Genomic DNA, 21,473 nt, shown 5'->3' with positions numbered 1-21,473 from the left:
CCCCCTTGGTGTGATCACAAAACCACGAGCTGAGATGCGCCGCCGGGCAGAAGGTGGGCGATCCTGGCGACGCGCCGCCGGGCAAAGGTGGGCGATCGTGGCCATGCGCCGCCCGGCAGACGGTGGACGATCTTGGTGCCGCCCCGACAGACCGTGAGCGATCTTGGCCGTGCACCGCCCGGCAGACAGTGAGCGATCTTGGCCATGCGCCACCCGGCAAAGGGAGGCGATCCCGGCTAGGCGCCGCCCGGCCCAGGTGGGCGATCGTGGCGCGCGCTCGCGCGGGCATCCCCTCGCCGCTGGGGGACCCCCGGTTTCAATTCTCCCAGCGGGCACCGACAATTTCGGGCCCGCGGCGTCAGAACAGCCGGAACTCGTCCGGCTCGATGCCGCGCAACGCGTCGTAGTCCAGCACGACACACCGGATGCCGCGGTCCTCCGCCAGCGTGCGCGCCTGCGGCTTGATCTGCTGCGCCGCGAACACGCCCTGCACGGGCGCCAGCAACGGATCCCGGTTGAGCAGCTCCAGGTACCGCGTCAGCTGCTCGACGCCGTCGATCTCGCCGCGCCGCTTGATCTCCACCGCGACGGACACCCCGGAGGCGTCGCGGCACATCAGGTCGACGGGGCCGATGGCGGTCGGGAACTCGCGGCGCACCAGGGTCCAGCCGTCGCCGAGGGTGGTGACGTGCTCGGCCAGCAGCTTCTGCAGATCCGCCTCGACGCCGTCCTTGACGAGGCCGGGCTCGGGGCCCAGCTCGTGCTTGGAGTCGTGCATGATCTCGTCCAGGGTGATGATCAGCTTCTCGCCCTGCTTGTTCTGCACGGTCCAGATGTCCGGGTCCTCGATCAGCCAGCAGGGCGGGCTCATCCAGTTCAGCGGCTTGTAGGCGCGGTCGTCGGAGTGGATCGACACCGAGCCGTCGGCCTTGATCAGCAGGAGTCGCTGGGCCATCGGCAGATGCGCGGTGAGACGTCCGACGTAGTCGACCTGGCAGCGAGCAATGACTAGACGCACCGCGACAGGCTACGGGGTGCGTCCATCAAATCGCGGGCAGGTACGTTCGTGGCGTGGAAACGCTCGGCTCCAAGCAGGTGTACGCCAACCCGTGGATGACCGTCCGCGAGGACCCGATCCGCCGGGCCGACGGCACCACGGGCATCTACGGCGTCGTCGACAAGCCGGACTACGCCCTGGTCATCCCGCTCGACGGCGAACGCATCCGCCTCGTCGAGCAGTTCCGGTACCCGCTGGGCATGCGGCGCTGGGAGTTCCCGCAGGGCACCGCGCCCGACCGCGCCGACGCCGACCCGCTGGACCTCGCGGCGCGCGAACTGCGTGAGGAGACCGGGCTGCGGGCCGGCCGCCTGATCGAGCTGGGGCTGCTGGACGTCGCGCCCGGCATGTCGTCGCAGCGCGGGCGGGTGTTCCTGGCGACCGAGCTGACCGAGGGGTTCCACGAGCGGGAGCACGAGGAGCAGGACATGCGTTCGGCGTGGTTCCCGCGCGCCGAGTTCGAGGCGATGATCTCGCGCGGGGAGATCACCGACGCGCAGTCGATCGCCGCCTACACGTTGCTGCTGCTGCACGAGCACAGTCAGCCCTGACCGGCCCGGAACTGTCAGACCTCGCGGCACAGGTCCCGTCGCTCCGGCAGTCGCTCGAACCCACCCGACACGTAGGTGGCGACGGCACCGACGTTGGAGCTCGGGGTGCAGACGAAGACGCTAGACGAGCCCATCTCCCGCAATGCGGCCGCCGCGGCGACGGTGATCGCCTTGCCGTGACCGTGCCCCCGATGGTCTCGGTGCACACCCATCGGCTCGATCAACCCAGGCCGTCCCGGACCGGCCGACCACACGGTCACCGTCGCCACCGCATCACCTTGGTCGTCGTACGCGACCAGAGACCGCGCGTCGGCGTACGGCAGTCCCGCCGCCATCGCGTGCCAGCGCTCGGACGTGAACGTCGATCCGTCGAACGATGCCCGCAGCACGGCGGCCTGCACGTGCGCGTGCTCCGGCCCGATCACCTCGATCCGCACACCGGGATCCTTGACCGGCTCGGTGAGATCGCGGCGCAGCGGCGTCCACGGCTCGTCAAGACTCCAGCCGGCGGCGAGCAGCAGTTCCTGAACCAGCACGCCCGAAGGGACTTCGACGCAGACCTTCCCCTCGGGCAGTACGCCGCTCACATCTGAGACCAGCTGCCTCGCCAGCTCCTCGTCCCGCTGGGCGTCCGGCGCGATCGTCAGCCGCAACAGTTCGCGGCCGTCCAGCAGCCCGACGGCGAGAATGCGCCCGTCCCGGCTCCAGGTCCGGACCGCCACGGCCGTCGCCTCCGCACCGAACCGCCAGAACCAGCCCACGTCACCCGGATGCAGTTGCATCGGCGCCTCGTCGTACTGCCACTCCCGCAGCACGTCCACGGCCGCGCTCAGCCCGCCGACGCCCAACACGGTCACCATGGCTTCGATCACACACCAACGCTCCGGCCGTCCGCACCGGATTTAGTCCGGCCACACGGGCGACCGCTTCTCCAGGAACGCCGCCATTCCCTCCTTCGCCGCGGGCGACTGGGACGCCTCGGTCATGACCTTGAGCGCGACCTCGTACCCGTCGATCTCCGGCCGGTCGAGCTGGGCGTAGATCGTGCGCTTGCCGAGCGCCTTGCTGGACCTGCTCCCCCGCGTCGCCCGCGCCAGCAGCTCATCGACAGCCGCGTCGAGCTCGGACGCGGGAACCGCGTAGTTGATCAGTCCCCACTCGGCCGCGGTCGTGGCGTCGACGACGTCGCCGGTCAGCACCATCTCCATCAGGCGCTTGCGGCCGATCGACCGCGCGACCGGCACGGCGGGCGTGTGGCAGAACCAGCCGCCCTTGCCGCCGGGCAGCGCGAACCCGGCCGTGTCCGCGGCGATCGCGAGGTCGCACGACGACACGAGCTGGCAGCCCGCCGCGGTGGCCAGTGCGTGGACGCGGGCGATCACGACCTGGGGCACGGACTGGATCGTGCGCATCACCGACGTGCACAGCTCCAGCAGTTCCCTCACCCCCTCGGCGTCGCGGGACGCCACGTCGGAGAAGTCGTGACCCGCCGAGAACACCGGTCCCTCGGCGGCCAGCACGATGCCGGTCGCATCCGTCTCGGCCGCCTCCTCGAACGCGTGGAGCAGCTCCTCGAGGTGCTCGAACGACAGCGCGTTGCGCTTGGCGGGGCGGTTCATGGTGATGCGGACGGTGTCGCCGTCCCTCTGCACGTCAACCATGCTGCGACGGTACGCGGAAAGTGCGCCGGTAGCTGTCGGGCGACACCCCGACCTCGGCGCGCAGCCGGCGGCGCAGGTTCGCGGACGTGCCGAGGCCCGACCGTTCCGCGACCCGCTCGACCGACAGGTCGGTCGTCTCGAGGAGACGTTGCGCGAGCAGCACGCGCTGCCGCTGCAACCATCGCCCCGGCGTGCTGCCGGTGGCGGCGGCGAACGAGCGGTGGAACGTCCGCTCGCTCAGCCCGGAGTGCTCGGCCAGGTCGCCGACGCCGATCGGGTCGGCCAGCCTGCTCACCGCCCAGTCCACAGTGGACGCGATGCCCGAACGTGTTGGGCGCGTTGGCATCGCGGGTTCGACGAACTGCCGCTGGTCGCCCGCACGGGCGGGCTGCATGACCATCCGCCGCGCGATGGCGGCGGCAACCGTCGCGCCGTGCGCCTGGCGTACCAGGTGCAGGCACAGGTCCGCGCCGCCCAGCACGCCGGCCGACGTGAGCACGCCGTTGTCGTGGGTGAACAACACATCCCGCCGCACCTTCGCCTTGGGCGCGGCCTGCCGCAGGTCGTCGATGAGCCGCCAATGGGTGGTGGCCTCACGACCGTCGAGCAGGCCCGCCGCGGCCAGCAGGAACGAGCCGGAGCACAGTCCGGCGATCGTCGCCTCCGAGCTGCGCAGCGCACGCACGACCGCCGGCGTCGCGGGCGCGAGCGGCGTGCCGTTGCCGGGCACGATGACGACGTCGCACCCCTTCAGCCCGGCCAGCCCGTGCGTGGCGGGCATCCGCCCGACCGGCGACAGCGGTTGCGCGGTCTTTCCCGGTGAACAGAGCCTGACTTCGAACTCGGGCACCCCGGAGTCGCTCCGATCGATGCCCCACACCTCGGTGGCGACCGAGATGTCGAACATCCGGCTGCCCGGCAGCACCAGCACACCCACGACGCGCATGGCAGGAAAGTACCGCATCGCGCAGCTCCTGCCACTCGCTCGGACCGTTCGTCTTGGCGAGTCTTGGAGCCATGACAACGGCATTGATCCTCATCGACGTGCAGCAGGGCTTCGACGACGCCGACCACTTCGGCAAGCGCAACAACCCCGACGCCGAGGCCAACATCGCCGCGCTGGTGCGGGCGTGGCAGGGCCCGATCGTCCTGGTGCGTCACGACTCGACCGAGCCGGACTCGCCCCTCGCGCCCTCGTCGCCCGGCAACCTGTTCAAGCCCGAGGTGGCGTCCGTGCGCCCGGACCTGCTGGTGACCAAGAGCGTGCACTCGGCGTTCCACGGCGAGGTCGATTTGCACGGATGGCTGACGCGGCACGGGATCGAGTCGTTCGTGCTGGCCGGCATCCAGACCAACGGCTGCGTCGAGACCACCGCGCGCGTCGGCGGAAACCTCGGCTACCGGGTGCGCGTGGCGCTGGACGCGACGTTCACGTTCGACATGGGTGAGCTGACCGCGGACCAGCTGGCGGCCGCCACCGCGACTAACCTCGTGGGACTGGGGTTCGCCGAGGTGACCACGACGGAGGAGGTCCTGGCCACCATTGGGTGAACGGATTTGCCGCTGGGTGTCCTGGGCCTGATCGTGACCCGGTGCCTCTCCGCATCGCCTTCTGGCTCGCTGTCGCCGCCGTCGTCCTCGCGGTGTTGCAGTTGTTCGCGGCGTTCCGCGAGCGAGTCGCACTCGGCCTGGAGGTCGGGGACTTCGTCGTCGGCGGGTTCGTCGGCGTCGCGCTGACGTGCTACCTGATCGTCACGTTCCGGGCGTGCCGCGGCCGCAACTGGGCTCGGCTGATGCTGAGCTCGGCCGCGGCCGCCGTGGTCGTCGCGATGGCGATCCTGCTGGTGTCCGAGCGGATTCCGGTCGAGTTCCTCCGGGCTGTGCTCGTGGCCGGTGCGCTGCCGATCGCCTCGGTGGTGCTGATGTGGCTGCCGTCAGCGCACCGGCAATTCAGCGCGTGAACGGCCCGTTCACGCGCTGACGAGCGCAGAATCGTCGGACCCTCGTGGGACGATTGGAGTGGGGAGCTCAGCCTCCCCCCACCCCACGGGGTCCCCCGGAGGGGACCCCTGCGGGAGCGTTCAGGCGGCCTCGAGCTGCGTGCGGATCGCCGTGACGTTCTCGGCCGCCAGGTTCGCTCCCGACCGAGCGAACGTGACATGCGGGGACATAGACGTCCACGAACGTCACGTTCGCTCGTACCGAGCTGAACCTGCCGGGAGCGTCAGCTGAGCTTGTGCTGCTGCCGGATCACGGTGACGATCTCGTCCATGATCTGCGTCAGCTCGTAGTCCTTCGGCGTGAAAACCCTTGCCACACCACGGGAAATGAGCTTCTCGGCGTCGTCGGGCGGGATGATCCCCCCGACGATGACCGGGATGTCGCCCGCCCCCGCCTCGCGCAGGCCCTCGACCACCGCCGGCACGACCTCGAGGTGCGAACCGGAGAGGATCGACAGGCCGACGACGTGCACGTCCTCCTGCACGGCGGCCGCGACGATCTGCGCGGGCGTGAGCCGGATCCCTTGGTACACAACCTCGAAACCGACGTCGCGGGCGCGGACGGCGACCTGTTCGGCACCGTTGGAGTGGCCGTCGAGGCCCGGCTTGCCGACCAGCATCCGCAGGCGCTCGCCGACCTCCTCGCCCGTGGACCGCACGCGGTCGCGCACGCGGGCGATCTCCGAACCCGCCTCGCCCGAGGCGGACGCGGCGGAAACACCGGTGGGAGCACGGTATTCGCCGAACGTTTCACGCAGCGCCGCGGCCCACTCGCCGGTCGTCACACCCGCGCGGGCGCACTCCAGCGTCACGTTCATCAGGTTCTCGTCGGTCTTCGCCGCGGCGCGCAGTGCGTCCAAAGCAGACGAAACCGCTGCCGAGGAACGGGAAGAACGCCATTCGGCCAGGGCCTCGACGGCGTGCAGCTCGACGATCGGATCGATCGTCTCGATGGCGGACGCACCCTCGGCCTGCAGCGGAGAAGGTTCGGTCGTCTCGAACTTGTTGACGCCGACGATGATCTCCTCGCCCGCCTCGATCCGGCGGCGGCGTTCGGCCAACGAGGAGACCAGCTGCGACTTCATGTAGCCGGACTCGACGGCAGCGACCGCGCCGCCCATCGCCTGCACTCGGTCGATCTCCTCGCGGGCACCACGAACGATCTCATCCACTTTGGACTCAATCACGTGTGAACCGGCGAAGATGTCCTCGTATTCCAACAGGTCCGTCTCGTAGGCGAGCACCTGCTGCATGCGCAGCGCCCACTGCTGGTCCCAGGGCCGAGGCAGGCCGAGCGCCTCGTTCCACGCGGGGAGCTGGATCGCGCGGGCGCGGGCGTCGCGCGACAACGACACGGCGAGCATCTCGAGCACGATGCGCTGGACGTTGTTCTCGGGCTGCGCCTCGGTCAGGCCGAGCGAGTTCACCTGCACGCCGTAGCGGAACCGGCGGTGCTTGGGGTCCTGCACGCCGTAGCGCTCCAGGGTGATCTCGTCCCAGAGCCGCGTGAAGGCGCGCATCTTGCACATCTCCTCGATGAACCGCACGCCGGCGTTCACGAAGAAGGAGATGCGGGCAACGACGTCGCCGAACTTCTCCTGCGGCACCTGGCCGGAGTCACGCACCGAGTCGAGCACCGCGATCGCGGTGCACATCGCGTAGGCGACCTCCTGCGCCGGCGTCGCGCCGACCTCCTGCAGGTGGTAGCTGCAGATGTTGATCGGGTTCCACTTCGGCACGTTCGACACGGTCCACGCGACCATGTCGGTGATCAGCCGCAGCGACGGTCCCGGCGGGAACACGTACGTGCCGCGGGACAGGTACTCCTTGATGATGTCGTTCTGGGTCGTCCCGGACAGCGCCGACACCGACGCGCCCTGCTCCTCGGCCACCGAGACATACAGCGCGAGCAGCCACATGGCCGTCGCGTTGATCGTCATCGAGGTGTTCGCGTCCGCGAGCGGGATCTGGTCGAACAGCTGGCGCATGTCGCCGATGTGGCTGATCGGCACGCCGACCTTGCCGACCTCGCCCTTGGCGAGCTCGTGGTCGGGGTCGTAACCGGTCTGCGTCGGCAGGTCGAACGCCACGGACAGACCCGTCTGCCCCTTGGCGAGGTTCCGCCGGTACAGCGCGTTGGACGCCGCCGCCGAGGAGTGACCCGCGTACGTGCGCATCACCCAGGGGCGGTCGCGCTCTCGGTCGGCCGGGTAGGGCACGACAACCTCCCAAAAAGCAGCAACGTTGTTGCAAGCTGCGTTCGATTCCTAGAAGGGTACTGGCCGGTAACCAACGCGGCGCGTGCGATTGCTCACTGAATCGAACACTCGGAGCATCATGGAAGGGTGACGGGGATCTACCAGGTCTTGATCCTGAGCGTGGTCATCGGAGCGCTCGTCCTGCTGCTGAAGTACGTGTTCGGCGACGACCGCAGACCCGTCCCGGACCTCGACGGCACCGATTTCGGGTTGCTCAGCGAGGTCGCCGTCGTGCCGACCGAGGAAGCGGCGAACGTGCTGGTCCGCAGGCTCAAGGACAACGGCGTGCGCGCGACCCGATCGCGGCACACGCCCTATCGCATCATGGTTTTTCCAGCCGACGTTGCTAACGCCAGGCTGGTTCTGCGCGAGTGACAGACATGACCGCACGCATCGCGGACCTAGGTGAGGGCATCACGGTCGACGAGTTGCGACTCGCCACCCGCAACCACGGCATGCCGCTGGAAGCGTTGCGATACGACGTCACCCCCGCCGGGCTGCACTACCTGTTGATCCACTACGACATCCCGTTCGCCGACCCGTCGACGTGGCGGCTGGAGTTGCCGGATCGCGTCGTCGACCTCGACGAACTACGGGCGCTGCCCCGTGTCAGCCGGACCGTCACGCTCGAGTGCGCGGGTAACGGCCGGGCGCGCCTCACCCCACGACCGATCAGCCAGCCGTGGCTGGACGAGGCCGTCGGGTGCGCCACCTGGACCGGCACGCCGCTGGCGCCGCTGCTCGATCCAGTGCCCGACGACGCCGTCGACGTCGTGTTCACCGGCGCCGACCACGGTCTGGACCGCGGCGTCGAGCAGGACTACCAGCGGGCACTGTCCGTCGCCGAGGCGCAACGCGGCGAAGTGCTGCTGGCGTACGAGATGAACGGTCAGCCGTTGCTGCCGCAGCACGGTGCACCGGTGCGGCTGATCGTGCCCGGCTGGTACGGCATGACGCACGTGAAGTGGTTGCGCCGCATCGAGTTCTCGACCGAGCCCTTCCGGGGCTTCCAGCAGGCGGTGGCCTACCGGATCGATGACCAACCGGTCACCCGGATCCAGCCACGCGCGTTGATGATCCCGCCCGGCTTCCCGGACTTCATGAGCCGGCATCGAATCGTCGAAGCCGGCCATACGACCCTGACCGGCCGAACCTGGTCAGGGCGCGCGCCGATCATCCGGGTCGAGGTGACGACGGACGACCTGACCTGGCACGACGCCAAGGTCGCCCCGCCGCCGGAGCGGTACGCGTGGCAGCGCTGGGAGTACGGCTGGGATGCTCGGCCGGGTGACTACGTCCTGTCCGTTCGGGCGACGGACGCCGACGGCCACCAGCAGCCGGTCGACCAGCCGTGGAACTCGCAGGGCATGTCGAACAACATGGCCCAGCGAGTACCGGTGACGGTTAGGAACTGACCCGCTCGACGTTCGCGCCCAGCTTGCGCAGGTTCTCGACGAAGCCTGGGTAGCCGCGCTCGATGTGGAAGATCTCGTAGACCTCGGTTTCACCGTCGGCGACGAGGCCCGCGAGCACGAGACCGGCGCCGGCGCGAATGTCGGACGCCCACACGGGCGCGGACGACAGCTTCTCGACGCCGCGCACGACCGCGTGGTGGCCGTCCGTGCGCGCGTCGGCACCCAGCCGGATCATCTCCTCGATGAACCGGAACCTCGACTCGAAGAGGTTCTCGGTGATCATCGACGTGCCCTCGGACACCGCGGACAGCGTGATGGCGAACGGCTGGTTGTCGGTCGCGAAACCGGGGTAGGGCAGCGTCACGAAGTCGACGGCCTTCGGCCGGCCGTTCATGACGACCCGGAAGCCCTCGTCGTCCCCGCCCTCGAACAGGGTGACCTCGGCGCCCGCCATGCGGAGCTTCTCCAGCACGAGGTCGACGTGGTGCGGGTTGACGCCGCGCACTCGGATGTCGCCCTGGGTGATCGCGGCGGCGAAGCCCCACGTGGCGCCGACGATGCGGTCGCCGATGACGCGGTGCTCGGTCGGGTGCAGCGCGTCGACGCCGTGCACGGTCAGCGTGGACGTGCCCGCGCCTTCGATCTGCGCGCCCATCTGCTGCAGCATCACGCAGATGTCGACGATCTCCGGCTCGCGCGCGGCGTTGTCGATGATCGTGGTGCCCTTGGCCAGCACGGCGGCCATCAGGATGTTCTCGGTGGCACCGACGCTCGGGAAGTCGAGCCAGATCTGCGCCCCGTGCAGCCCCTCGGCCTCGGCGACGACGCATCCGTGCTCGATCTCGGAGGTGGCACCGAGCTTGCGCAGGCCGTTCTGGTGCATGTCCAGCGGGCGTGAGCCGATCGCGTCACCGCCGGGCAGCGCTACAACAGCCCGTTTGCACCGGCCCACCAGCGGGCCGAGCACGCAGACCGACGCACGGAGCTTGCCCATGGCCTCGGAGTTCGCCATGTGGTTGAGCTCGGCCGGGGTGGTGATCCTCGCCACGTCGCCTTCGATGTCCACATGACAGCCGAGGCTGCGCAGCACGTCCGCCATCAGCGGGACGTCCAGGATCTCCGGGCAGTTCGTGATGGTCGTGGTGCCCTCGGCCAGCAGGGCCGCGGCCATCAGCTTCAGCACGCTGTTCTTGGCGCCGACGACGTCGACCTCGCCGACCAGCCGCGCGCCGCCGTGTACCCGGAAGTGCTCGCTCACCAAAGAACTCCTAGCTGTTGCCCCTGCGCGGCAATCCTACGGATCCGGCTTAGGGTGTGGTTGTGGCGGTGCATCTGACCAAGATCTACACACGCGTCGGCGACGACGGGACGACCGGCCTCGGCGACTTTTCGCGAGTGTCCAAGACGGACCCGCGCATCGAGGCATACGCGGACGTCGACGAGACCAATGCGTCCCTGGGCGTGGCGCTCGCGCTCGGCAATCTCGCCGAGGACGTGCACGAGGTCGTGCGGAAGGTCCAGAACGACCTCTTCGACGTCGGCGCGGACCTCTGCACGCCGATCGTCCCGGACCCGAAGTACCCGCCGTTGCGGGTCACCCAGGCGTACGTCGACCGGCTCGAGGGCTGGTGCGACCAGTTCAACGAGCGGCTCGGCAAGCTCGAGTCGTTCATCCTCAACGGCGGCACGCCCGGCGCGGCCCTGCTGCACCAGGCGCGCACCATCGCGCGACGCGCCGAGCGTCGCACGTGGGCACTGCTGGATGCCGATCCGGAACACACGAACGTACTGACGGCCAAGTACCTCAACCGGTTGTCAGACCTGCTGTTCATCCTGGCCCGGATCGCGAACCCCGACGGCGACGTGCTGTGGCAGCCGGGGGCACACGCCTAGTCAGGAAGCCCAGGGAATGGAACGGCCCGGAGGCGCTGACTCCAACCAGGACAGGAATCCTGTGAGCGCGTCCGGGCCCATCGCGATCTCGACCTCACCCACTGTGCTGCGGCAGCGAAGCACGGTCGCCCCCGCGGGCATGGCGTACGCCTCCGGTCCGGTGGGCTCACGCCGGGTGTCGATCTCCAAGCCATCTCTCGAGATCATCCGGTCCGGGCCCGAGCCGAGGCTGAGCACGCGGAACCAGGCGAACTCGTCGCCGCGGTAGTGGCCGACACCGAGGTGCCAGCCCCTGCCCTTGTCGTCGAACCGCTGGCGCAGCGCCACGTGGACGCCGCCCTCACGGAGCAGCCGGATGCGGCGCCAGGCGAAGTACCCGATGACGAGTGCGACGCCCAGCAGGATCAGTCCGGCAATCTCGGTGATCCCCACGGCTGCTCGCCCGCGTCCGTGCTCAGGCCGACTGTTCCACGGCGCGCACCTGCGCGGCCGCTCGTGCCCGCTCCGCCTCATCGGCGTCCTGGAGCTTCTGGCGGGCCCGCTCGATGTCGATCTCGCCGGCCAGCTCGGCGTCCTCGGCGAGGATGCTGACGCCCTCACCGGTCACCGAGAGGAAGCCTCCGTGCACCGCGGCGGTAACCAACTCGCCGTCCGTGGTGCGGATGCGCACAACGCCACCCTCGACCAGCTGGCCGAGCAACGGCTCGTGGCCGGGCAGGATGCCGATCTCGCCTTCGGTCGTCTGTGCGGACACCGAAGTGGCCACGCCGGACCACAGGCGGCGTTCCACGGCGACCAACTGCACGGTCATCTCGGCCACGCGTATCTCCCTCGTCGTCTGGAGTCAAAGCGCAGTCTAAACGGTCACGGACCGCAGTCGCGCATGAACCGGCTCCTCGACGAGTGTGGCCGTATCACCTGGCTCGGTCGCTACCGCCAATCGGGTCTTGGCAACCTTTCGAGCCGCCGCGGTGTCTACTGGACCAAGCGGCTCGGGGAGGGACGCGTGCAGGACTTCGAGGAGTTCGTCGCACTGAGGTCGCAGGCCCTGCTGCGCACGGCCTACCTGCTGTGCGGCGGTGACCAGGCGGCGGCCGAGGACCTGCTGCAGGACGTCCTGGAACGGTTGTACGGCAAGTGGAAACGCATCCGCGGCAACCACGAGGGCTACGCCCGGTCCGCGCTCGCCAACGCGGCCGCGAACCGCTGGCGGTGGCGTTCACGCAGACCCGAGGCGCCGCTGGAGTACGCGGGCGACCCCGCCGCACGAGGGCACGAACAGCGCGTGGTCGACCAGGACAGCGTCGTACGCGCGCTCGCCGAGCTGCCACGCGGGATGCGCGCGGTGCTGGTGCTCAGGTTCTTCGACGACCTAACGGAGGCCCAGACGGCCACCGCGCTCGGATGCGGCATCGGCACGGTGAAGAGCCAGACCTCACGCGGTCTGGCGCGGATGCGGGAGCTCATGGGTGAGGAGGTGCTGACGTGCAACTGAAAGACGCTCTCGAGGCCGCGACGGACAACATCGACGTGCGGCCGGGGTTCATCGGGGATGTCATGACGGGCGCGCGGCGCCGACGCACCCGCAACCGCGTCCGGCTCGCCGCCGTCATCGCGGTCGTCACCGGCCTCGTCGGCTTCGGCATCGGCCACGAGTGGCGATCGGACACCGGCGGCGCGACCGGCGTGGTGCCGAGCGGCGATGCGGACCGGATGGGCCTCGGCGCGGAGCCGGAGCGCGCGCACTTCCCCCTGCCGCGGGACGCCGCGAGGTTCGTGGTCGGCACGCCCGCGCCTCCGCCCGATGACAAGGCGATCCTGCAGGCGGCCGGCGTGCAGCGGGTCGACCTGTGGCGGCTGACGGCGTCGTTGGACAACGGGGAGTCCGTGCTGGTGACGAGCTTCTTCAGCCACGACGGCGTGCGTCTGGTCGGCGCGCTGTACCGGACCGCCGACGCGGTCGACGAGGTGCACGTGAGCCCGGTTGTGGCGACGTCGTCCTTGCCCGCCGTGCTGCCGCTGCCCCGCCGCGGCTGGGTCGTGGTGGACCTGGGCAGGCAGCTGAGCTATCGCACGAAGGCAGGCGAACCGTGGTCACCGCCCAAGGCCGATGCCGACGTGCTGCCCGTGGAAGCCACGCAGCTCCGGTTCTCCGACGGCCGCCGCTACACCGCCATCAGCCTCGTCGGATAGCCGAAGGGCCGCTCCCCTTGCGGGGAACGGCCCTTCGGTCAGCGGCAAAGCTCAGTTGCCGGCGAGCTTCTTGGCGTTGGCCTCGACGTCGTCAAGACCGCCGCAGGAGAAGAACGCCTGCTCCGGGTAGTGGTCGAACTCGCCCTTGCAGACGCGGTCGAACGCCTCGATCGTGTCCTTGATCGGCACGAACGAGCCCGGCTGGCCGGTGAACTTCTCGGCCACGATGAAGTTCTGGCCGAGGAAGCGCTCCAGGCGACGGGCGCGACCGACGAGGACCTTGTCCTCCTCGGAGAGCTCGTCCATACCGAGGATCGCGATGATGTCCTGCAGCTCCTTGTACTTCTGCAGGATCCGCTTGACCTCCTGGGCCACCCGGTAGTGCTCCTCGCCCACGATCGCCGGCTCGAGGATTCGAGACGACGACGACAGCGGGTCGACGGCCGGGTAGATGCCCTTCTGGGAGATCGGACGGGAAAGCTCCGTCGTCGCGTCCAGGTGGGCGAAGGTCGTCGCCGGCGCGGGGTCGGTGTAGTCGTCCGCGGGCACGTAGATGGCCTGCAGCGAGGTGATCGACTTACCGCGCGTCGAGGTGATGCGCTCCTGCAGCTCACCCATCTCGTCGGCCAGCGTCGGCTGGTAACCCACGGCCGAAGGCATGCGGCCCAGCAGGGTCGACACCTCGGAACCGGCCTGGGTGAACCGGAAGATGTTGTCGATGAACAGCAGCACGTCCTGGTTCTGCACGTCGCGGAAATACTCCGCCATCGTCAGGGCGGACAGCGCGACACGCATACGCGTGCCGGGCGGCTCGTCCATCTGACCGAAGACCAGGGCGGTGTCGCCGAGCACGCCCATCTCCTCCATCTCGAGGAGGAGGTCCGTGCCCTCACGGGTGCGCTCACCGACGCCGGCGAACACCGACGTACCGGAGAACTCACGCGCGATACGCGTGATCATCTCCTGGATGAGCACGGTCTTGCCGACACCCGCACCACCGAACAGGCCGATCTTGCCGCCCTTGACGTACGGGGTGAGCAGGTCGATGACCTTGATGCCGGTCTCGAGGATCTCGGTCTTGCCCTCGAGCTGGTCGAAGGCGGGCGCCTTGCGGTGGATGCCCCACTGCTCGCCGTCGCGGCCGAGGCCGGGCGAGTCGAGGCAGTCACCGAGGGCGTTGAAGACGTGGCCCTTGACGACGTCACCGACGGGCACCGAGATCGCGGCACCGGTGTCGGTCACGGTCGCGCCACGGACGAGACCGTCGGTCGGCTGCATCGAGATGCAGCGGACGAGGTTGTCGCCGAGGTGCTGCGCGACCTCGAGGGTCAGCGTCTTGGCGACCGCCTCGAAGGCGATCTCCGTGTGAAGGGCGTTGAACAGCTCGGGCACGGCGTCGCGCGGGAACTCCACGTCGACGACCGCGCCGATCACCCGAACCACACGGCCGGTGCGGGTGGTGGTGGCAGTAGCACTCATGTCACTCATCACTTCCTGCGCCACCGGTAAGCGCGGCAGCGCCACCGACGATCTCGCTGATCTCCTGGGTGATCTGGGCCTGACGGGCCGAGTTCGCCTGCCGGGTGAGGTTCCGGACCAGCTCCGTCGCGTTGTCCGTCGCGGCCTTCATGGCCGTGCGGCGCGCCGCCGACTCCGACGCCGCCGCCTCCAGCATCGCGGAGAACAGGCGGGTCTTGATGTACTTCGGCAGCATCGCGCCGAGCAGCGCCTCGGCACTGGGCTCGAAGTCGTACACCGCGCGCGGCCCGGTGGGACGCTCGCCGGTGTACTCGACCTCCATCGGGGCGATCCGCTTGGCGGTCGGCACCTGGCTCAGCATCGACTGGAACTCGGTGTACACGACGTGGACCTCGTCCACACCGAGCACGCCGTCGGGGCCGGGGTGGTCGCCCTCGTCGTCACTGCCGCGCATGAACGCCTCGATGACCTCTTCGGTCGCCTCGACGGCGTTGACGTACTGCGGCGTCTGCGAGAAACCGCTCCACGAGCCCGCGATCGGGCGGCGGCGGAACGAGTAGTACGCGACACCCTTGCGGCCGAGCACGTAGAGCACCGGCTCCTTGCCCTCGGACCGGAGCAGCGAGATGAGCTGCTCCGTCGCCTTGAGCACGTTGGCGTTGTAGCCACCGCACATGCCCTTGTCGCTGGTCACGACGAGGACCGCGGCGCGCTTCGGGTCCTTGCGCTCGGTCAGCAGCGGGTGGTCGAGGTTCGCCGAGGCCTCGGCCAACGCGGAGAGCACCGTGGTGATCTCGTCCGCGTAGGGACGCGAGGCCGCGACCCTGGTCTGCGCCTTGGCGAGGCGAGACGTGGCGATGAGCTCGTACGCCTTCGTGATCTTCTTGGTCGAGTTGACCGTTCGGATCCGTTGACGCAGCTCGCGAATCTGTGCGCCCATGGCTCAGTTCACTTCTTCGCCGGCTCGGGGCGGTGAACCTTCACCGACTCGTGCCCGACCTTGTCCGCGTCCATCGCCTTGGCCGGCGCCTCGTTCACGATCGTCGTGCCGTCCGAAGCGGTGAACTGCTTCTTGAACTCGCTGACAGCGTCGACAATGCGCTTCTTGGCGTCGTCGGACAACTTCTTGGTCTCGACGATGTCCTTGAGGACGTCCGCGTTGTTGCGGCGCATCGAGTCCTTGAAGTCCGCGACGAACCGGCGGATGTCGGCGACCGGCACGTCGTCCAGGTGGCCCTTGGTGGCGAGGAAGATCTCGACGACCTGCTCCTCGACCGGCACCGGCGAGTACTGCGGCTGCTTGAGCAGCTCGACCAGGCGGGCACCGCGGTCCAGCTGGGCGCGCGACGCGGCGTCGAGGTCGGACGCGAACGCGGAGAACGCCTCCAGCTCGCGGAACTGCGACAGGTCCAGACGCAGCGAGCCCGCGACGTCCTTCATCGCCTTGATCTGCGCGGCGCCACCGACGCGGGAGACCGAGATACCGACGTTCACGGCCGGACGGACACCGGCGTTGAACAGGTCGGACTCGAGGAAGCACTGACCGTCGGTGATGGAGATGACGTTGGTCGGGATGTACGCCGACACGTCGTTCGCCTTGGTCTCGATGATCGGCAGACCGGTCATCGAACCGGCGCCCATCTCGTCCGAGAGCTTCGCGCAACGCTCGAGGAGGCGCGAGTGCAAGTAGAAGACGTCACCGGGGTACGCCTCGCGGCCCGGCGGGCGGCGCAGCAGCAGCGAGATCGCGCGGTACGCCTCGGCCTGCTTGGTCAGGTCGTCGAACACGATCAGGACGTGCTTGCCCTGGTACATCCAGTGCTGGCCGATGGCGGAGCCGGTGTACGGCGCCAGCCACTTGAAGCCGGCCGAGTCCGAAGCCGGGGCGGCGACGATCGTCGTGTACTCGAGCGCGCCCGCCTCCTCCAGCGCGGTCTTGACGCCCGCGATGGTGGAGCCCTTCTGGCCGATGGCGACGTAGACGCAGCGGACCTGCTGCTTGGGGTCGCCCGACTCCCAGGCCTTCTTCTGGTTGATGATCGTGTCGATGCAGACCGCGGTCTTGCCGGTCTTGCGGTCACCGATGATCAGCTGGCGCTGGCCGCGGCCGATCGGGGTCATCGCGTCGATGGCCTTGATGCCCGTCTGCATCGGCTCGCCGACCGGCTGACGCTCCAGCACGGTCGCCGCCTGCAGCTCCAGGGCGCGGTTGTCGTCGGCGACGATGTCGCCGAGGCCGTCGATCGGGCTGCCCAGCGGGTCCACGACGCGGCCGAGGAAGCCGTCGCCGACCGGCACCGAGAGGACCTTGCCGGTCCGGCGGACCTCCTGGCCCTCCTCGATCTTGTCGAAGTCACCGAGGATGACCGCGCCGATCTCGCGAACATCGAGGTTCAGCGCGACGCCGAGCACACCACCGGGGAACTCGAGGAGCTCGTTGGTCATCGTGCCCGGGAGGCCTTCGACGATGGCGATGCCGTCGTAGGTCTCGGAGACGACACCAACCTCTTCCCGGCTGACCTCCGGGGAGTAGCTCGAGACGTACTTCTCGATCGCACTGCGGATCTCGTCCGACGAGATCGTCAGCTCCGCCATGTCGTTCCTGCTCTCACTTCTTCGTTCTAGGAAAAGGGCTCGTGGGCTAGCTGGCGAGGTTGCGGCGCACTGCCGCCAACCGGCCTGCGACGCTTCCGTCGATGACCTCGTCGCCGATCTTGATCTGCAGTCCGCCCTGCAGTGCGGGGTCGACCTCGACGTGCAGCGCGATCGGGCGCGAGTAGATCGTGGTCAGCGTCGCCGTCAGTCGGTCCACCTGCTCGGCGGTCAGCTCGACCGCGCTGGTGACGTGGGCGACGGACCGCTCGCGGCGCTTCGCGGCCAGTTCGGCGAGCTCGGTGAGCCCGTCGACGACGCGCAGTCCGCGGGGCAGCCGGACCAGCTGGTCGACCAGGGTCTTGGTGACCGGCTCGACCTTGCCCTCGACCAGTGAGTCGATCAGCTCGGCCTTGCCCTCGGCCGAGGCGGCCGGGTCGGCGAGCAGGAGCTCCAGCTCTTGGTTGCCGGCCACGATGCGGCCGAGCCGGAAGAGCTCGTCCTCGACCGCGTCCAGGCGGCCGTCGCGCTCGGCGCGCACCAGCAGCGCGGTGCGGCCCAGCGACTCGATGCCGTCGAGCAGTTCCCGCGGGCTGGACCAGCGGGCGGTGACCACCGCGACCAGGACCTGCAGCGTCGAGCCCTGGAGCTTGCCGTCGAACAGGCCGCGCACGAGCTGTTCCCGGCCGGCCGGGTCGGACGACGCGTCGGCGAACGCCCGGCGCAGCTGCGGCTGCTCGGCGAGCACGCGCAGCACGGCGAACAACTCTTCGCCGAGCTTCGTGAGCTCACCGGTGTCCTTGGTGGCGTCGGCCAGCTCCAGCAGCCGCAGTTCCGCGGCTGCCAGAGCTTCACGACTTGCGGCATGCAACGTCATCGGCTGCCTCTACTTGCTTGCCGGCGCCGCGACGGCGTCCAGCTCGTTGAGGAAGCGGTCGACGGTGCCGCGGCGGCGGGCTTCGTCCTCGAGGGACTCGCCGACCACCTTGCTGGCCAGCTGCACGGCGGTGCGGCCGAGGTCGGCGCGGAGCTCCGCGACGATCTGGGCGCGCTGCGCGTCCAGCTGGTGCTGGCCCTGCGCGACGATCCGGGCGGCTTCGGCCTGGGCCTGCTCCCGCAGCTCGTCGATGATCTGCTGGCCCTCGGCCCGCGCGTCATCGCGGATGCGCGCGGCCTCGGCACGAGCCTCGGCCAGCTGCTCCTTGTACTGCGCCAGCAGCTTCTGAGCCTCGGCCTGAGCCCGCTCCGCCTTCTCGATGCCACCCTCGATCTTGGCCGTCCGCTCCGCGTACAGCGCCTCGAACCTCGGGGAAACGAACTTCGAGATGACGAAGAGCAGGAGCAGGAACGAGATCAGGCCGAGGATGATCTCTGCCGTGTGCGGGATGACCGGGTTGATCCCGCCTTCCGCACCCAAAATCAGGGTTTTCACCACGACGTCTCCTTACGCGAGGAAGTGCTGATCAGCCGCCGGTCGCGATGAAGTACACGACGAAGCCGAGCAGCGCGAGCACCTCGACGATGGCGAAGGTGGTCCAGGCGAGGCCGAGCAGAACGCCGCGGGCCTCGGGCTGACGGGCGGTGCCGTTGATGACCGAGGAGAAGATCAGACCGACGCCGATGCCGGGGCCGATCGCAGCGAGGCCGTAACCGATGGCGGCAAGGCCCTTGTTGCTCATGACTTCAGCGCCCTGGGCAAGAACGATAGCTGCGCTCACTTGTGCTGTTCCCTTTCCAACTCGGTCCGCGAAGGCTCGCGGATCGGAGGCTTAGTTGTTATCTCTCAGTGCTCTTCAGCCAGCGCCATGCCGATGTAGCTGGCCGACAGCAGAGCGAAGATGTATGCCTGCAGCACCATGATCAGCGCTTCGAGGAAGGTCAGCGCGATGGCGAAGATGAACGCGACCGGGGCGACGACGATCATCGCTCCGCCGTGAAGCAGCAGGAACTCACCCGCGAGCGTGAACACCAGAAGCAGCAGGTGTCCCGCGAACATGGCGGCGAAAACTCGGATCGCCAGCGTGAGCGGGTTCATGATGAACTTCTGGAAGAACTCGATCGGAATCATCAGCGGCAGCACGAACCAGGGCGTGCCCGGCGGAATCGTCTGGTGCTTGAGGTAGCCCAGGAATCCGTGGCGCTTGAACCCGACGAAGTGGTAGACCGGGTAGACGACCAGCAGTGAGACCGCCAGCGGGAACCCGATGTGCGCCATCGTGGGGAACTGGATGAACGGGATGAGTCCGAAGATGTTGTTCACCAGGATGAAGGTGAACATCGTGATAATGAGCGGAACGAAAGGCTTGAAGTCCTTCGCACCGATCTGCTCACGGGCGATGCCGTTGCGGCCGACGTCGTAGAGCGACTCGGCGGCGAACTGGAACTTGCCGGGCACCAGCTTGAGATTGCGGGTGGCGGCAACGAAGAAAGCGCCGATGATCAGGATCGACAGCACCAGGAGGACCATCGGCTTCGTGACGCTGCCGAAGATCGCCGGAGGGAAGAAGTCCTGCACACCGGGTGGGGTGAACTCTTCGGCAGCCAGCACCAACTTGGTCACTGTGTTCCTTCCGGTTCTCCCGGCCGGCGTTCACTCCGCCGGGGGAATCGTCACGATCTGGACTTAACGTACCTTACGGTTCGCAAGCGACTGCCAGAGGCACCCCCTGAGGCGGGTGTCCCTGGTATGGGCGGACCTTATCAGCGGGGGTCAGACACCATCTGAGGTGGGCACGACCATCTGGCTCCGGGACCGCTTCGAGGCCCTGGCCTCCATGTACGCCGTCACGATGACCGTCGCCGCCATCGTGAGACCGAGTGCCGTCGGATGCAGCCAGTCCTGGCCGCGCAACAGCAGCAACGCCACGAACAACACGATCAGCTTCCCCATGAACCCGGCCAGCGCCGCACCCATGACGATCATCGGATCGAGATCCGCGGTCTTGCGCATCAGAAACAGAGTCGCGAGCGCCGAGGCGCAGGCGATGCCACCGCCGACGAGGGCACCGAACAGACCGCGCGTTCCCCAGATGAGGGTCGACGCGATCACGCCCACGACCACGGTGCCGAGCGCGACCCACACGGCTGCCTTGAACATCTCGCCGGCCAGCCGTTGCACGACCCTCGCGTGCGTGACGTCGTCGTCGCTCATGGGTTCAGAGTCTAGGTAGTCACGACTTCCGCGCTTCACGCAGCCTCGGGATCGCGGAGACGAAGACCGCGACGATGAGGCCGATGACCAGGAACGTCACCACGATGATGGGGTCGAACAGCGTCAGCGCCACGGCACCGAACGCGAGCACGCCGGCCCACAGGTAGATGAGGAGCACCGCGCGCCGCTGTGAATGACCGATCTCCAGCAGCCGGTGGTGCAGGTGCATCTTGTCCGCGGAGAACGGGCTCTGGCCGCGGGCGGTGCGCCGCACGACGGCCATCAGCAGGTCCAGCAGGGGCACGAAAAGCACCGCCGCGACCACGATCAGCGGGCTGAGCAGACCGAGCAGGTCGGCCGCGGGCCGACTGCCCACGTTGATCTTGCCGGAGGCGCTGGTGGTGGCGGCCGCGAGCATGAGGCCGATCAGCATCGATCCCGAGTCGCCCATGAAGATGCGCGCGGGGTTGAAGTTGTGCGGCAGGAAGCCCAGGCAGGCGCCGGCGAGCGTGGCCGCGATGAGCGCGGGCGGGTAGGCGTCGACCGAGCCCTCGTTCTGCACGAGCAGCCCGATGGAGAACGCGCACGTGGCGCCGGCCGCGATGAGCCCGATGCCGGCCGCGAGCCCGTCCAGCCCGTCGACGAAGTTCATCGCGTTGATCATCGTGACGGCGAGCAGCACGGTGAGCAGCGCGCCCTGGTTCTGGTCGAGCGAGATCGTGGCGCCGCCACCCCACGGCACCCACGCGAGCATCCACTGCAGACCGAACAGCACGAGGATGCCCGCGGCCGTCACCTGCCCGGCGAGCTTGGTGAGCGAGTCCAGTTCGAACCGGTCGTCGATGACGCCGACCAGCACGATGACGCCGCCGGCGATGATCACGCCGATCGGGTCGTTGGAGAAGTCGAACGCGGCCCGCAGCACCGGCAGCTGGTGCGCCAGCAACATGCCGCCGAGCACGCCGCCGTAGATCGCGAGCCCGCCCATGCGCGGCATCGGCTGCACGTGCACGTCGCGCTGCCGCGGGTACGCGACCGCGCCGATGCGGAACGCGAGCAGGCGAACCATGCCGGTGAGCAGGAAGGTCACCACGGCGGCGGTCAGGCCGACGAGGAAGTACTCCCGTACCGGCAGGACGAAACTCGAGGCACCCACGGCGGGAAGGTTCTACCAATCTATCGATGTGGTCTGTCCGGCCTACGCTACCGCGCAGACCAAGATC

General features: G+C 68.7%; 25 protein-coding genes. 8 read left to right on the top strand and 17 right to left on the bottom strand.

Going from position 1 to position 21,473, the window contains the following annotated elements:
- Positions 1–358: 358 nt before the first annotated feature.
- Entirely contained in the window at positions 359–1,018 is a 660-nt protein-coding gene (gene nucS, locus QSK35_RS11790) for an endonuclease NucS (protein ID WP_285745191.1), read from the bottom strand.
- 53 nt (positions 1,019–1,071) lie between these two features.
- On the opposite strand from nucS, the gene QSK35_RS11785 reads away from it, so the two are divergent.
- Positions 1,072–1,608 (top strand): NUDIX domain-containing protein, encoded by a 537-nt coding sequence (locus QSK35_RS11785; protein ID WP_285745189.1) that lies wholly within the window; start codon positions 1,072–1,074, stop codon positions 1,606–1,608.
- A 14-nt stretch (positions 1,609–1,622) separates the two neighbouring features.
- On the opposite strand, the gene QSK35_RS11780 is transcribed toward QSK35_RS11785, so the two are convergent.
- Genes QSK35_RS11780 through QSK35_RS11770 form a run of 3 tightly spaced genes read right to left on the bottom strand, consistent with a single transcriptional unit; the run spans position 1,623 to position 4,215 of the window.
- The gene (locus tag QSK35_RS11780; protein ID WP_285745187.1) at positions 1,623–2,468 is read right to left on the bottom strand and encodes a GNAT family N-acetyltransferase; all 846 of its coding nucleotides are present in this window, start codon (positions 2,466–2,468) and stop codon (positions 1,623–1,625) included.
- 42 nt (positions 2,469–2,510) lie between these two features.
- Positions 2,511–3,269: an enoyl-CoA hydratase-related protein gene (locus tag QSK35_RS11775; protein WP_285745184.1), complete on the bottom strand. Its 759-nt coding sequence runs from the start codon at positions 3,267–3,269 to the stop codon at positions 2,511–2,513.
- The gene (locus QSK35_RS11770) at positions 3,262–4,215 is read right to left on the bottom strand and encodes a GlxA family transcriptional regulator (RefSeq protein ID WP_285745305.1); all 954 of its coding nucleotides are present in this window, start codon (positions 4,213–4,215) and stop codon (positions 3,262–3,264) included. The genes QSK35_RS11775 and QSK35_RS11770 overlap by 8 nt, the downstream gene beginning before the upstream one ends.
- Before the next feature lie 71 nt (positions 4,216–4,286).
- On the opposite strand from QSK35_RS11770, the gene QSK35_RS11765 reads away from it, so the two are divergent.
- Complete coding sequence (locus QSK35_RS11765; protein WP_285745182.1) at positions 4,287–4,820, top strand: cysteine hydrolase family protein; 534 nt, start codon at positions 4,287–4,289, stop codon at positions 4,818–4,820.
- Between the two features lie 41 nt (positions 4,821–4,861).
- A complete protein-coding gene (locus QSK35_RS11760) occupies positions 4,862–5,230 on the top strand; it encodes a hypothetical protein (RefSeq protein WP_285745180.1) in 369 nt (122 codons plus the stop codon).
- A 263-nt stretch (positions 5,231–5,493) separates the two neighbouring features.
- On the opposite strand, the gene QSK35_RS11755 is transcribed toward QSK35_RS11760, so the two are convergent.
- A complete protein-coding gene (locus tag QSK35_RS11755; protein ID WP_285745178.1) occupies positions 5,494–7,488 on the bottom strand; it encodes an ethylmalonyl-CoA mutase in 1,995 nt (664 codons plus the stop codon).
- 126 nt (positions 7,489–7,614) lie between these two features.
- Here QSK35_RS11755 and QSK35_RS11750 point away from each other — a divergent pair, with 126 nt between their 5' ends.
- The gene (locus QSK35_RS11750; RefSeq protein ID WP_285745176.1) at positions 7,615–7,902 is read left to right on the top strand and encodes a hypothetical protein; all 288 of its coding nucleotides are present in this window, start codon (positions 7,615–7,617) and stop codon (positions 7,900–7,902) included.
- A 5-nt stretch (positions 7,903–7,907) separates the two neighbouring features.
- The gene (locus QSK35_RS11745; protein ID WP_285745174.1) at positions 7,908–8,942 is read left to right on the top strand and encodes a molybdopterin-dependent oxidoreductase; all 1,035 of its coding nucleotides are present in this window, start codon (positions 7,908–7,910) and stop codon (positions 8,940–8,942) included.
- Here the strand turns inward: QSK35_RS11745 and murA are convergent.
- Positions 8,932–10,200: a UDP-N-acetylglucosamine 1-carboxyvinyltransferase gene (murA, locus tag QSK35_RS11740; RefSeq protein WP_285745172.1), complete on the bottom strand. Its 1,269-nt coding sequence runs from the start codon at positions 10,198–10,200 to the stop codon at positions 8,932–8,934. The genes QSK35_RS11745 and murA overlap by 11 nt on opposite strands.
- A 62-nt stretch (positions 10,201–10,262) precedes the next feature.
- Here murA and QSK35_RS11735 point away from each other — a divergent pair, with 62 nt between their 5' ends.
- Positions 10,263–10,835, top strand: a complete 573-nt coding sequence (locus QSK35_RS11735; protein WP_285745170.1) for a cob(I)yrinic acid a,c-diamide adenosyltransferase — start codon at positions 10,263–10,265, stop codon at positions 10,833–10,835.
- On the opposite strand, the gene QSK35_RS11730 is transcribed toward QSK35_RS11735, so the two are convergent.
- The gene (locus tag QSK35_RS11730; protein WP_285745168.1) at positions 10,836–11,267 is read right to left on the bottom strand and encodes a DUF2550 domain-containing protein; all 432 of its coding nucleotides are present in this window, start codon (positions 11,265–11,267) and stop codon (positions 10,836–10,838) included.
- Between the two features lie 22 nt (positions 11,268–11,289).
- Positions 11,290–11,655, bottom strand: coding sequence for a F0F1 ATP synthase subunit epsilon (locus QSK35_RS11725; protein ID WP_285745167.1), 366 nt, complete (start codon positions 11,653–11,655; stop codon positions 11,290–11,292).
- A 186-nt stretch (positions 11,656–11,841) separates the two neighbouring features.
- On the opposite strand from QSK35_RS11725, the gene QSK35_RS11720 reads away from it, so the two are divergent.
- Together QSK35_RS11720 and QSK35_RS11715 are read left to right on the top strand one after the other, a co-directional pair.
- On the top strand, positions 11,842–12,330 hold the full coding sequence (locus QSK35_RS11720; protein ID WP_285745166.1) for a SigE family RNA polymerase sigma factor: 489 nt from the start codon (positions 11,842–11,844) through the stop codon (positions 12,328–12,330).
- Positions 12,321–13,028 (top strand): hypothetical protein, encoded by a 708-nt coding sequence (locus QSK35_RS11715; RefSeq protein ID WP_285745164.1) that lies wholly within the window; start codon positions 12,321–12,323, stop codon positions 13,026–13,028. Before QSK35_RS11720 ends, QSK35_RS11715 begins: the two co-directional genes overlap by 10 nt.
- A gap of 51 nt (positions 13,029–13,079) precedes the next feature.
- On the opposite strand, the gene atpD is transcribed toward QSK35_RS11715, so the two are convergent.
- From atpD to QSK35_RS11670, 9 genes are all read right to left on the bottom strand, one after another.
- The gene (atpD, locus tag QSK35_RS11710; protein WP_285745163.1) at positions 13,080–14,516 is read right to left on the bottom strand and encodes a F0F1 ATP synthase subunit beta; all 1,437 of its coding nucleotides are present in this window, start codon (positions 14,514–14,516) and stop codon (positions 13,080–13,082) included.
- The gene (locus tag QSK35_RS11705; RefSeq protein ID WP_285745161.1) at positions 14,509–15,447 is read right to left on the bottom strand and encodes a F0F1 ATP synthase subunit gamma; all 939 of its coding nucleotides are present in this window, start codon (positions 15,445–15,447) and stop codon (positions 14,509–14,511) included. The genes atpD and QSK35_RS11705 overlap by 8 nt, the downstream gene beginning before the upstream one ends.
- Positions 15,448–15,455: 8 nt before the next feature.
- Entirely contained in the window at positions 15,456–17,102 is a 1,647-nt protein-coding gene (gene atpA, locus QSK35_RS11700) for a F0F1 ATP synthase subunit alpha (protein WP_285745159.1), read from the bottom strand.
- Between the two features lie 46 nt (positions 17,103–17,148).
- Positions 17,149–17,976 carry a F0F1 ATP synthase subunit delta gene (locus tag QSK35_RS11695; RefSeq protein ID WP_285745157.1) on the bottom strand — a complete coding sequence of 276 codons (828 nt, stop codon included), beginning with the start codon at positions 17,974–17,976 and terminating at the stop codon, positions 17,149–17,151.
- Positions 17,977–17,985: 9 nt separating this feature from the next.
- The gene (locus QSK35_RS11690; protein ID WP_502881644.1) at positions 17,986–18,531 is read right to left on the bottom strand and encodes a F0F1 ATP synthase subunit B; all 546 of its coding nucleotides are present in this window, start codon (positions 18,529–18,531) and stop codon (positions 17,986–17,988) included.
- Between the two features lie 31 nt (positions 18,532–18,562).
- Positions 18,563–18,778, bottom strand: coding sequence for an ATP synthase subunit C-like protein (locus QSK35_RS11685; RefSeq protein ID WP_146349996.1), 216 nt, complete (start codon positions 18,776–18,778; stop codon positions 18,563–18,565).
- Between the two features lie 104 nt (positions 18,779–18,882).
- The gene (atpB, locus tag QSK35_RS11680) at positions 18,883–19,659 is read right to left on the bottom strand and encodes a F0F1 ATP synthase subunit A (RefSeq protein ID WP_285745149.1); all 777 of its coding nucleotides are present in this window, start codon (positions 19,657–19,659) and stop codon (positions 18,883–18,885) included.
- Between the two features lie 150 nt (positions 19,660–19,809).
- Positions 19,810–20,250, bottom strand: coding sequence for a Cg1360 family ATP-synthase-associated protein (locus QSK35_RS11675; protein WP_285745147.1), 441 nt, complete (start codon positions 20,248–20,250; stop codon positions 19,810–19,812).
- A gap of 19 nt (positions 20,251–20,269) precedes the next feature.
- Positions 20,270–21,406 (bottom strand): glycosyltransferase family 4 protein, encoded by a 1,137-nt coding sequence (locus QSK35_RS11670; protein ID WP_285745145.1) that lies wholly within the window; start codon positions 21,404–21,406, stop codon positions 20,270–20,272.
- Between the last annotated feature and the right edge of the window lie 67 nt (positions 21,407–21,473).

Source organism: Lentzea sp. NBRC 105346, from assembly GCF_030269605.1.
GTDB lineage: Bacteria > Actinomycetota > Actinomycetes > Mycobacteriales > Pseudonocardiaceae > Lentzea.
The sequence above is the reverse complement of the archived record's forward strand: the minus strand, read 5'-3'. Positions and strand labels throughout refer to the sequence as shown.